Here is a 10,342-nt window from a genome sequence, read left to right on the forward strand (position 1 = left end):
GAGGCGCATACCACCCTCCCCATCTCATCCTACGGTGATAGTTTCGGCGATTAGCCCTACGTCACGCGATTCTCTCGCTTATCCGAATACGGATGGTACTGTGACTGGCCCTTCCAGAATTTACATTCAGCCACGAAGAGGTTCTTGTTATCGTAGCGGAGCAAGATATCTGTCTTTCCACCGCGGTTGAAGCTTTCACCAGTAGCTATTCCGGCGTAGTGTGAGTTGATTCCAGCGAGGAAGATGTCTCGGAGTGATTCCTCATCCAGATCTCGGACTCTTTCCGCAGAGCGTTCAATATTGATTCCCAAGTCATCGATTATCTCTAGGGTTTCCACGAATGTTTGATCGGGAATTACCTCAGATTCATTGCTGTCGTCGCTCGACTGTGGTAGCTGAATCTCCCGTTTCTTTTCGGGGATTACGTAACCTGACTCATCTGAACCCCCAGTATCGACACCGAGCTCCTCCATCAACTGTTGCTTCGTATTCACTTCGTCTCGACGTCGTTCAATCGATTTTCGGGCCTCACTCCGGAACTTCTCCTGCATACTCTCGATATTATTGTTCAAATTTCCGACGTACTTCTCAACCTTCTCCAACCAACGGTCAAGATCGCCTTCGATCTCTTCCTTGATCTCTCCTGGATCCCGGTTCTTTGTTCTATAATCGATATAGTAGACAACTTCTCCGCGATTTAATTCATCATAAACTGGTGGGTTATAATCGTGTCTGCCTGGCTGGCAGAGGAACAGTTCTCTGTCGACATTGAATGGGAGCTTGACTTCAAGCCGGTGATAATTCACGTAAGTAGGCCCATTTCCAAATGTTGGGATATCTTGACGGTCACTAACGTCCTTCTCTACTTCGCCGCCATCACCTTTCACCGGCTCCTCTAACTCAATCTGAGAGGGAGTATATTTAGCTGCGAAAATCAATGCGAGAGAATCCGTACTATTTTTCCGAAGCTCATCAGAAGAAAGACTCGAAATCTCATCTTTCATCTTCTCTAACTGCTTTCTCCGAAACGTGCTAAACCGCTTATCGCAGAAAAGAGTTCCCCGTGACTGTCTCATACAGAACTGATGTTCCCTCTCAAGAAATAAATCAGGTAGGTCAGATAGGGTTAGAACAGATTTTTGGCTCTTTTGTAGATCGGTGATTCGAGCCAGTCGCGGTTTTCGGCTGCTTCCTCAATTTTCTCTAAGGCCTCTTGTTTGTCGAGGACATCCTTTTTGACAAGTGCTTTGAGGACGATCGGTGAGATTGCGACTCTGGTATTGGAGAGTGTCTGTAGTTCGGGTAGTGCTCGGAGGTCGTCGGTGATCAGGAAGTCAGCGTTGTGTTTTCGGGCGAGTTCGGCGCAGCTTCCCTCTCCTTGGTCGATTCGTGAAGATTGAAACTCCGTCTGAGACGCTTCGTGAACCGTGAACCGGTCTCGGTACTGCAAGACCTGGTCAGCGGCCTTTCCATGACTATCGTTGTATTCTGCGGTATCTTCCAGTTCTTCAATAACTGTTTCTGAGGTGTGGACGTCGAACTCTTCCAGTACAAGTTCCAGAACGTCAGTGGAGGCGAGTGTGATGAACGCACTGGTATCCGCTACAATCATCTGTTAAAGGCCTGTTATAATTGGGCGAGTTCGTCGGCCAGGTCTTCTCCCTGATCCAGTAAGGTTTTCGATGCTTTCACAGCTTCGGCGTCTTGCCGTCCGATAAACTGTTTTAAGATGTCAAAGGTGATCTCGTCTTCTAGGTAGAGCTCGACGACGGCTTCCTTGAACTCTTCTTGGTCTTCTACCTCTTGGAGGTATTCTTGGAGGGCCTCTTTGATTATTTCTGTCCGGTTTTTATGCGATATTTTGGCGGCTACGTCCGCTTTCTCGATCAGTTTTTCGGGGAGCCGGAAGTTGACCTTCTCACTCATTGTACATACATTGTACCTACAAATTTATAAAGCTGAACCATAATATGAATTAATTCGGTTCTGAGATTGAGAAGGATGAAGAGATTCAGGAAGCAAAGGAAGAGCCGTATCAAACCGATGTGTAGCTTATAGATGTTCTTGTACTTGTTTTCTAAAGGCCTCTAGTGAGGCTTGGAGAGTCTTTATTTCGGCTTCCAGTTGGTGTACTTTCTCGACGAGTTCTTTGTGATTCATATTTTTGAGGGCCTCTATTTTTTCTGGGTCGGTTTGTTTGAGTGTTTGGAGGCCTTTTTGGGTGAGTTGTGCTTTCCAGGGTGTTTGGAAGACTCTTTTTTGTCCGTTGATGATGCGTTCTGTCATGCCGTCGGGTTTTTTGAGTGTGATGAGGCCTTGGTTCTCCAGTTTTTTGAGGCTGTAGCGGGTGTGGTGGTTTTCGAGGGTGGTGTGTTGGGTGATTTTTTGGGTGTCGTTGTGGCCTTGTTGGATGGCGTGGAGGACTGCTTGATCTTTGTCCCGTAGTTGGAGGTCGTCGGTCATTCTTGTTGGAGGAGGACGCATTGTGTTTCGAGTTCGGTGCAGAACCCTGATTCTTCGCGGTAGAGGCAGAAGGCCTGTAGGTCTTCACTGGAGTTGTGGTGGAGTTCGGGGCATTCTGGCTCTATTTTTTTGTCGTGGATTTCTAGGTCGTCTTCTTTGATTTCGATTATTCGGTATTCCGCTTCTTCTACTTCTTCGAAGTTGGTGTAGGGTTCGCCGTTTTCGTCGGTGTAGTAGGTGTAGGATCCGTTTTCGTCTTGGTATTGGTTGCCGCGACGGTTTTTCGGGTCGTCGACGATGTTCTGAAGCTTGGCTGCTTTTCCGTTTTCGACGATGTAGAAGACTTCTCGGTCTTTTTCAGCGGCTCTTTCCAGGTTGTTTAGGACTTTGACGGGCTTGGAGAGTGTCGAATGTTCGGCTTCGAGGTGTGCGATACTGTTGTCTGGTAGGTGTACGTGGCCGTCCGGTTTTTCATTGCCTGTGTCTTGGTAGAGTAGGTTGACTGTGAATCCGCGTTCTTCGAGTTGTTTCTTGGCTTGTGCGAGTAGTTCGCGGTGTTTGTCTCCGCCGGCGTTGTTGCCTTTTCCGAGACTCTGTGAGGCCTTGACCTGCGCCGATGAAATCGAGGTGGTGGCTGTTCCCTGTTTTTTGAGTTGGTCGACGTCGGTGTCTTCGGGTTTCCAGGGCGGGTAGGTGTCGAATAAGACTGCGTTGTTGTGGCTTTTTTTGCTGGGTTTCTGGACTGCTGCCCGGTACTTCCCAAGTGCCTTCAGTTGTTCTTTGGTGAGGCCTTGGAACATTCCGGCGATCTGGTTTTCGTTTTCGCTGCCGGAGGGGTTGAATGTGATTTTGGTGCGGCAGTTGTTGACGACTGCTCTCCGCATGTCTGTTGCGAGTTGTTGGAGGTATTGGGTGGCGAGCCAGCAACCGAGCCGGTATTCTCTGGCTTCGCTTAGTATTTTGGTGAAGTTGCTTCCTTCACCGCCGAAGTTCTGGAGTTCGTCGACGTAGAGGAAGAAGGGTGTTCGTTGTTCGACGGGTTGAGTAACTCTTGACTGTGCTGCGGCCCAGATTTTGGTGGTGACGATGGATCCGACGAGTTGTGAGACTGTTTCTCCGACTTCGCCTTTCTGGATGTCGACGAGCAGTATTTGGCTGTCGTCGACGACGTCTCTAAAGTTGACTCCGGACTGTTCAGGGCCGATAACTCTTCTAATGGTGGGGTTCATCACGAAGTCGTTTAGTCGGCGCTGTAAGGGTTCCATCTCATACGAGCTCATGTCTTCTTTGACGCGGACGAGTTGTTCTCGGATGATCTGGTCGTCGGTCTCATCGATTAGTTGTGTGAGCTGGTCTTGGTTGACGACGCATCGGAAGACGTCGAGCAGGCTGTTTCCTTGGTTTTTCTGGATGTTGAGGTCGAGGTGTGCGCGTAGCAGTGTTTCGAGTACGCGTCCGAACTGGTCGCCCCAGTTCTCGCTTTGGCGTTTGAATAAGTCGATGAGGTCGGAGACGATGATCTCTTTCTGGTTTTCTCGCTGTGCCTCCAACATTTCCTCGGTGACGTGAGGTTCGAGGACGTTGATCGGTGTAACCGGGTCTCTCGCCGGGTTAATGTAGACGATGTCGTCGATCCGGTCTTCTGGGAGTTTGGTGAGGAACTCGTCGATGAGATCGCCTTTCGGATTGATGACTGCTAATCCGTGGTCTTTCTCGGCGTCCTGGAGTGCGACGTGTGTCAGTAACTGGCTTTTACCGTAGCCAGTGGGTCCGACGTTGAGGACGTGCGTTAAACGTTTTTCATCGCTGAGGCCTATGTTTTCCTCTACGCCGAGGTTGGATTTTCGGCTGCCGAGGTAGGTCGTGTTTAGGTCGGCGGTACTCTGGATCAGTGTTTGGGTTTCTTCAGGTGTTGTCATGGCTGGGCGTACTGGATGTTTTCTTGAGCGGTGCTGGGTACGGCGGTGAGCGCGGCTAGTTCTTCTACTGTGGTTTGGAAAGTCGATGTCCAGCTGTCGAACTGTCTGCTGGCGATGGAGTTGGCGAAGCCTAAGATCCGGTTTTCTCGGAGCGGCTGGATCGTAATGGTGTTGAAGTACTGGCCGGTCTCCGGGTTCTCGTAGACGTTGAAGGCTCCGGAGAGTTCTTTCACCCGGCTTTTGGTGTGTTCGCCGGCACCGATGACTGCGAACCGGATTGAGGTGTGGAAACGGTTGTTACCGGCTTTGTCCTCGATGGCGTCGGCTTGGCGTTTTTCGCGGGGTGTAGCGGGTCTTGATCCCCAGAGTTTCTCTTTCTCTTTTCGGAGGAAGCCTATTCGTTGGTAGGCTCGACGGGTCCAGTACTTGTTTCTCAGTGGCTTTCCGACGGCGGGTTGGAACAGGATTTGTATCACTACCTGGGTTCCCCGCATTGAGTGGCGGTGCAGTGCTTTTGCTATCGAGTTCGTAGGCGGTTCTTTGAACTCGGTTTTCAACGGATAGTGGTCGAGCTGTCCCGTGGTGAGTAGGCCTCCGCCGACTGTGCTGCCCTCTGTTACGGGTAGGCCTGAGGTTCCGGTGTCGAACCGTATTTCTGGTAATGCGTTGGTGAGTTGCGCCCGGATTTTCCGTTCCAGTCTTTTTGTGGGAACGGTGAACTGGAATTGTAGATCTTGGTGGGTTCTCCTGATTTCGTAGCAGGTTGTGGGAGAGGTGTTTTTGAGGCCTAGCCACTGTGTTTGGAGTTCTTGAATGGCTCTGATGAACTGGGGTACTGTGGCTTGGTTGTGGTTTCTGGGTGGTTTGATCTCGATAGTGTATCCTGGTTTTGCGGAGTGCTGGAGCTGTTCGACTTGTTTTTCTGTGAGTTCTGTGTGGCTCGGTAGGAGCCGGTCTTTCAGGCTCATTCTTCGATGTATTCGAGTATGCCGCCGATTATGAGCAGGCCTAGCAGTATGCCGAAGATGGTGGAGATGATTCCGCCTTCGAGTATGAGCCCTATCACTCCGAATGCAACGAGGAGGAACATTGCTGCTCCGAGCGTGAAAGCTGCGCCTTTGACGATGTACTCTTCGAACAGTGACGGTCCCTGTTCTTCGTCTTGGGGTTGTTCGATGATTCTCTCGGTGATAATGTGAGCTTCTTCTATCTCGTCCGGTTGTCGTGGTTTGTCGTTCATTGGTATTTTGTATGGAGTGGTGAGAGGGCTGGGATCTCTCCGTTTTGAGAATGGTTACCCCCGTAACATTCCCAGGAGGGTTTCCAAGCCCAGTCACTGTCTAAACTATTCTTTATCGCGGAGTTGCCGGTAGCCGCTGCTCTCTGCGGTCTTCCTCTTTTTCACTGGTTTCTAGTTCTCCGCTGAGCTGTCCGCAGGCCTGCATCAGTTGCTGTGCTTCCAGGATTTCTCCGAGCAGGCCTTCCGCATTGGACTCGGTTTCGAGCTGTTTGTAGTCGAAGTCTTCCTCCGTTTTTTCAAGGATGTTGATCTCGGTACTGGAACCGGTTTTCTTGACGTGGACGTACTTGAGTTCGCGTTTCATTGTTGGATGAGTTGGTTTTCGCTGTGTGTTGCTTCGACGCGGATCTTGGCGTCGAGTCTGCCGCTGACTTTCAGGACTGCTTCGCTGTACGGTGATTCTGTGCCTGTTTTCAGGTTGTAGAGGTCGATCACCTCCTGTTCGGAGAGTTGGAAGTATTCGATTATGTCGTCGGAGACCCGTTGGTGTCGGAAGAATACTTTTCCGGGGCACTGGTCGAGAAGGGTCTGGCCTTCTTCGTACTGGGTGAAGTCGCTGGCTGACTGGCTGACCAACGTGATTGCGGTGTTGGTGTCTCGTGCTTCTCTGACCCAGCGTGTCAGGATTTTTCGGCCTCGGCCCACGCCTGACACGTTGTGGGCTTCATCGGCAACTACCAGCGTCTTATCCTGGTTTTGGCTGGTGAGTCGGTAGAGCTGCTCGATCAAGTCGATGATCGAGTCGATGTACCGGGTTTGGCCTCTGCTGGGTACTTGGAAGCAAGAGACTTTGTCGAGTTGGGCGGGCCTGTCGTTGACGTTGTAGGTGGTGCCTCCGAGTTTTTTCGTGAGTTGGTGGTATTCGTTTTTCGGGTCGATGAGTATGATCTGTGCTCCGGGATTTGTGAGCCGGGTTCGGAGGAGTTCGATCTTGGTGTGGTAGGTTTTCCCTGAGCCGGTTGATCCGAACCGTGCGAGGTGGGGTGCGTGCCACTGGAACCGGTCTTGGAGTATGGGTGTGCCGTCGAACTGGTCCTCTCCGTAGATTACTCCTGAGGCCTGGTCTATGGTGCGGGTGGCGAAGGGGAAGCCAGCGGAGACCGCGTTGCTCAGTAGGAGGAGGGTTTCACTAAGCAGGTTTGAACGGGTTGGTGTACACGTTTTGCTGGCTTGGTCGATTTGGAGAACAGGCTCTGAGGCCTGGATCCCTATCATTTTGAGCCGTGACTGTAGCTTCTGGAAGGCCTGGTCGCATTGTTCCCGGGTTTCTCCGTGGATGGAAAGGGTGACTTGGTAGTCGTATGGCCGCTGGTTTCGCTGGGCTAGGCTGTCCAGCATTCCTTCTGTTGAGGCGAGTTTTGATTCTAGTTTGTTGGTGTCGACGAAGCCTCCGCTTATCCGGGAGTTAATCTCGGCGTTCAACCGCTCTTTCGCTTTATTTAACTGGCTCCGTGTTTCTCCGGCGTCTTTTGGCTGGATCCTTTGGACTACGTCGACTTGTCCGCTGATTCGGAGCAGATCGAGCGGCCATGCCAGGTCGAGGTTGGATGGGTATTCGGTGATGGTAAGGAACCGTCTGTAGCCGTTCCCGGTTTTGAGGTATCGGTAGCCGTGTTCTCCGAGGTACCGTGTTTTCAACTTCTCTAGCTGGTTTTCGGTGATTTGTTGGGCGGAGAGGTTCGAGGTGTTGAGCGCGTCGGCTATCTGGTTGACCCGTCTCTTGGCTTCGGCTTCTAGGTCCTCTTCATGGTCGTTGAGGAATCCGAGTACTGGTTGGCTGTTGCTGACCTGTGTCAGGATGTAGTGGTCGGTTCCGTGGATGTTTCCGGTTTGGACACGGCTACAGTATCTGAGGTAGTCTTCCCACAGTTCCCGATGTACTGAGAACCGGTTTTTGAGGTACTCGGCATAGGGGAAGAGATCGAGCTCTGACTGAACGGAGTAAACCGTTACTGGGTAGTCGAGTTGGTCCAACAACTGTTTGTAGGTCTGCTGGACGGCCCGTGCTTCTTGCTCCGTCATAAGCTCTAAATTGGTTGGGCTGACCTGGACGCCGTCAACATAGGTCATAGCTTCTCCTCCACGGTGAATCGGATGAAGTGGTAGATCAGCTGGTCTACTGTCCGGTCGTAAGGCCTGATGCTGTATACTGCAAATCCGATTAGCAGGCCGATTACCGGGGGTAGGAGGCCGTCACTGAAGGCGTAGAGTAAGAGGCTTGGGGCTGTGATGCGGAGTATGTCTTTCCAGGTGAAGCGGCCGAAGAACTGGAGTTGGACGTCTTCGACTTTGCCGGGGAACTGGATTCGAGGCCTCATTTCCCGCCACCCAGTTTTTCGGCTTGTTTGCGGCGGCGGTAGGATTGGAGTCTGTTCTGTTCGTCTTCGGAGAGGTCGAAGTTCTGGGTCTGGTTGTTTTGGTTTTTGTTTACTGTTTTTGAGGCGGTCTTGGTGGCTTTGCCGACGATGGTTTGTGAGGCTGTCCAGACTTGGTATGGGACGAGGAGTAGGAGGGTGAGTGATGCGACTCCGAGGATCCAGTTTGATGTGGATTGGATGACGGTGGTGCCGTTTCCGTCTAGTAATGCGAGGCAGAACTGGAGGACGAGGAGGTTGAGCGGTGCTATCATTAGTGCGGCGAAGTATCCGGCGATGAACGTGTCTGCGTATCTCCGGATTCGTGGAAGGCTCCAAGTTAGGGCTAGTAAGGGCGAGATCGCGGCTACGAACATGATGTAGACCATTCTGATGATCATAAGTGCGGCGACCGCGACCAGGAGAAGTGACTGGATCACCCAGGCTAGGACGAGGCCTGTGCTGAGGCCTATCAGTTGGGAGAAGGACTGTTCGAATAGTTGGGGTGTGAATGCGTATACGAGTGCGTCGGTGAGGTCGACGGTGAGCTGGAGTACTGGTAGGGAGATGAATGAAAAGACCAGTGCTATCAGGATTCGCGGTAGGATGAGTCGGACTTGGCTGTAGGTGATTCCGAGGACTGGGCCGATCATGTAGAGTAGGCCTGCGGCCATGAACGCAAGTGAGGAGAGCAGGATCACCAGTATCAGGACCTGGCTATGTATTTCTTCGACTGCGGGGTTGGGATTGACTGTAGGTGTCGTGGTCAGCAGTTTTGCCACGACGTTTAGCAGGACTTCAGCGAGCGAACGGAAGGGATGGAATAAGACGTCCAACAGGACTTCAGTCAGGGTTTGATCCCAGTCACCGGTGAATTCGTCAAAGGCCTCGATCAAGTCGTCTATTGTGTCTGTTAATGGGCTTAGGTCGATGATCGAACCGTCTTCATCGTCTTCTTGTGCTGAGACGGTCCCTGTTGCTAGCAGTATTCCGAGGAATACGGAGATGTGCGTGTGCGCGTCTACGTGCATAGCGTGGCCCCCAGTTGGGAAACGAGGAAGTCGACGATGAGCTGTGCTGAGAGCAAGAGAACTGCTCCGATGAACACGTTTTTCGCAACCAGTTTACCTCGACGGGAATTGTCTTGTCCGGGGAGCATCAGGAACAACGCTGCGACCAGAAAGCCGAGAGTGCCGAGAAGGATACCGCCTAGAAACGCGAGTTCTACCAGTGAATCAAGCAGGCCTAGAAGTGGTTCGAAGCTCTCCGGAGTTTCGCAGTCGAGCTCATCTGCGGTGGACTGTAGTAGTGGGAATTGTTCAGGCCTGGTTATCGGCTGCATATTGGCCTGGTGGCGCGTATTTGTAAAATATTCGACTAATTCGAGGGTTTTGACGCCGTTTTTTCTTTAATTGTATAGTTGGCCGCGAATGTATTTCCGGTGAGAATTCTATTGTTTTCTGTTGCCGCTGTTTCCCCGGTAGTTTCTGTTATTTCGGCTTTACAGGTCTACAGGTATGATAAGGAGATTTGAATGGTTCGGCCAAGATAATTATTTAAAATTTGTTATTAATGAGTGGTATTATGACTGGTGTTGAAGAGTACGAAGAGTTCTTAGAATTAGTTGAAAAACACGGATCATGGAACATAGATTACCCTATGGACCGTGACAGACAAGCAATAGCTCAGGACGCTGTAGATATGGGTACTACTTACAGAGCGAAACATTCAGAAACCGGAGCGGTACTCCATGCCCGATTAAATCAAGACACACCTCTCAGTACCGCAGTATTGGAGCAGCCATTAGATGCAGATCTGGAGAACAGTGAAAGCGATTTCTCCTCCAGTCTAGCTGGAGCCCACAACCGCATTGCTGCAACCTCAGAAAGCCACTACGTCGAGTCAAAAGAAGATACATACGCTGTAGCACGTTTCGAGGTACCAAGATCATACAACGAAGAAGAGCTTACAGACGCACTAGGTGACCTCGCAGACATCTCCGTAAACGTAGACCGACTCCACAAAGACCTGATTAGAGTAGCGGAAACATGGGAGTAACCAGGATAGGCCTCTTACCGGTAGCTACCGGCTCAAAGTTATAACAATTCAACCAATCATATACTACTAAGAAGAAGATCTCCGCCATGGATCAAAACAAACCACAGACAAGAAGACAATATATGAGAGGCCTTGGAGCAGCAGGAACAGTAGGCCTAGCAGGGTGTGGAGACGCAGAAAACGGCGGCACTACCGACGAATACTCGACTGATGAAGAAACAACTACAGATGACACTGGAGATGATGAA

13 protein-coding genes are annotated in these 10,342 nt (G+C 51.1%); 1 reads left to right on the forward strand and 12 read right to left on the reverse strand.

What is annotated here, in order from left to right; all coding sequences use genetic code 11:
• Positions 1-56: 56 nt before the first annotated feature.
• The 12 genes from CHB65_RS16195 to CHB65_RS16250 all read right to left on the reverse strand — a co-directional run bounded on the left by CHB65_RS16195 (position 57) and on the right by CHB65_RS16250 (position 9,378).
• The gene (locus CHB65_RS16195) at positions 57-1,004 is read right to left on the reverse strand and encodes a hypothetical protein (protein WP_143420471.1); all 948 of its coding nucleotides are present in this window, start codon (positions 1,002-1,004) and stop codon (positions 57-59) included.
• Positions 1,005-1,126: 122 nt separating this feature from the next.
• Positions 1,127-1,612, reverse strand: coding sequence for a hypothetical protein (locus CHB65_RS16200; protein ID WP_089386054.1), 486 nt, complete (start codon positions 1,610-1,612; stop codon positions 1,127-1,129).
• Positions 1,613-1,626: 14 nt separating this feature from the next.
• Positions 1,627-1,926, reverse strand: a complete 300-nt coding sequence (locus tag CHB65_RS16205) for a ribbon-helix-helix domain-containing protein (protein WP_089386055.1) — start codon at positions 1,924-1,926, stop codon at positions 1,627-1,629.
• A 126-nt stretch (positions 1,927-2,052) separates the two neighbouring features.
• A complete protein-coding gene (locus CHB65_RS16210; protein WP_089386056.1) occupies positions 2,053-2,463 on the reverse strand; it encodes a winged helix DNA-binding protein in 411 nt (136 codons plus the stop codon).
• Positions 2,460-4,382 carry a type IV secretory system conjugative DNA transfer family protein gene (locus CHB65_RS16215; RefSeq protein ID WP_089386057.1) on the reverse strand — a complete coding sequence of 641 codons (1,923 nt, stop codon included), beginning with the start codon at positions 4,380-4,382 and terminating at the stop codon, positions 2,460-2,462. Before CHB65_RS16215 ends, CHB65_RS16210 begins: the two co-directional genes overlap by 4 nt.
• A complete protein-coding gene (locus CHB65_RS16220; RefSeq protein WP_089386058.1) occupies positions 4,379-5,350 on the reverse strand; it encodes a hypothetical protein in 972 nt (323 codons plus the stop codon). Before CHB65_RS16220 ends, CHB65_RS16215 begins: the two co-directional genes overlap by 4 nt.
• Complete coding sequence (locus CHB65_RS16225; RefSeq protein ID WP_089386059.1) at positions 5,347-5,622, reverse strand: hypothetical protein; 276 nt, start codon at positions 5,620-5,622, stop codon at positions 5,347-5,349. Before CHB65_RS16225 ends, CHB65_RS16220 begins: the two co-directional genes overlap by 4 nt.
• A gap of 112 nt (positions 5,623-5,734) precedes the next feature.
• The gene (locus tag CHB65_RS16230; protein ID WP_089386060.1) at positions 5,735-5,986 is read right to left on the reverse strand and encodes a hypothetical protein; all 252 of its coding nucleotides are present in this window, start codon (positions 5,984-5,986) and stop codon (positions 5,735-5,737) included.
• Positions 5,983-7,752: a VirB4 family type IV secretion system protein gene (locus CHB65_RS16235; protein ID WP_089386061.1), complete on the reverse strand. Its 1,770-nt coding sequence runs from the start codon at positions 7,750-7,752 to the stop codon at positions 5,983-5,985. Before CHB65_RS16235 ends, CHB65_RS16230 begins: the two co-directional genes overlap by 4 nt.
• The gene (locus CHB65_RS16240) at positions 7,749-8,000 is read right to left on the reverse strand and encodes a hypothetical protein (protein ID WP_089386062.1); all 252 of its coding nucleotides are present in this window, start codon (positions 7,998-8,000) and stop codon (positions 7,749-7,751) included. Before CHB65_RS16240 ends, CHB65_RS16235 begins: the two co-directional genes overlap by 4 nt.
• Positions 7,997-9,067 carry a hypothetical protein gene (locus CHB65_RS16245; RefSeq protein ID WP_089386063.1) on the reverse strand — a complete coding sequence of 357 codons (1,071 nt, stop codon included), beginning with the start codon at positions 9,065-9,067 and terminating at the stop codon, positions 7,997-7,999. The genes CHB65_RS16240 and CHB65_RS16245 overlap by 4 nt, the downstream gene beginning before the upstream one ends.
• Entirely contained in the window at positions 9,058-9,378 is a 321-nt protein-coding gene (locus CHB65_RS16250; RefSeq protein ID WP_245810013.1) for a hypothetical protein, read from the reverse strand. The genes CHB65_RS16245 and CHB65_RS16250 overlap by 10 nt, the downstream gene beginning before the upstream one ends.
• A 242-nt stretch (positions 9,379-9,620) precedes the next feature.
• Between CHB65_RS16250 and CHB65_RS17155 the strand changes: the two genes are divergently transcribed.
• Positions 9,621-10,094: a hypothetical protein gene (locus tag CHB65_RS17155; protein ID WP_143420472.1), complete on the forward strand. Its 474-nt coding sequence runs from the start codon at positions 9,621-9,623 to the stop codon at positions 10,092-10,094.
• Positions 10,095-10,342: the final 248 nt, after the last annotated feature.

The sequence above is a fragment of the Halorubrum vacuolatum genome, from assembly GCF_900188065.1.
Classification (GTDB): Archaea; Halobacteriota; Halobacteria; order Halobacteriales; family Haloferacaceae; genus Halorubrum; species Halorubrum vacuolatum.

Coding starts and splice junctions, on each gene's coding strand:
- CHB65_RS16195 (WP_143420471.1), bottom strand. CDS start 1,004: ATGAAAGATGAGATTTCGAGTCTTTCTTCTGATGAGCTTCGGAAAAAT.
- CHB65_RS16200 (WP_089386054.1), bottom strand. CDS start 1,612: ATGATTGTAGCGGATACCAGTGCGTTCATCACACTCGCCTCCACTGAC.
- CHB65_RS16205 (WP_089386055.1), bottom strand. CDS start 1,926: ATGAGTGAGAAGGTCAACTTCCGGCTCCCCGAAAAACTGATCGAGAAA.
- CHB65_RS16210 (WP_089386056.1), bottom strand. CDS start 2,463: ATGACCGACGACCTCCAACTACGGGACAAAGATCAAGCAGTCCTCCAC.
- CHB65_RS16215 (WP_089386057.1), bottom strand. CDS start 4,382: ATGACAACACCTGAAGAAACCCAAACACTGATCCAGAGTACCGCCGAC.
- CHB65_RS16220 (WP_089386058.1), bottom strand. CDS start 5,350: ATGAGCCTGAAAGACCGGCTCCTACCGAGCCACACAGAACTCACAGAA.
- CHB65_RS16225 (WP_089386059.1), bottom strand. CDS start 5,622: ATGAACGACAAACCACGACAACCGGACGAGATAGAAGAAGCTCACATT.
- CHB65_RS16230 (WP_089386060.1), bottom strand. CDS start 5,986: ATGAAACGCGAACTCAAGTACGTCCACGTCAAGAAAACCGGTTCCAGT.
- CHB65_RS16235 (WP_089386061.1), bottom strand. CDS start 7,752: ATGACCTATGTTGACGGCGTCCAGGTCAGCCCAACCAATTTAGAGCTT.
- CHB65_RS16240 (WP_089386062.1), bottom strand. CDS start 8,000: ATGAGGCCTCGAATCCAGTTCCCCGGCAAAGTCGAAGACGTCCAACTC.
- CHB65_RS16245 (WP_089386063.1), bottom strand. CDS start 9,067: ATGCACGTAGACGCGCACACGCACATCTCCGTATTCCTCGGAATACTG.
- CHB65_RS16250 (WP_245810013.1), bottom strand. CDS start 9,378: ATGCAGCCGATAACCAGGCCTGAACAATTCCCACTACTACAGTCCACC.
- CHB65_RS17155 (WP_143420472.1), top strand. CDS start 9,621: ATGACTGGTGTTGAAGAGTACGAAGAGTTCTTAGAATTAGTTGAAAAA.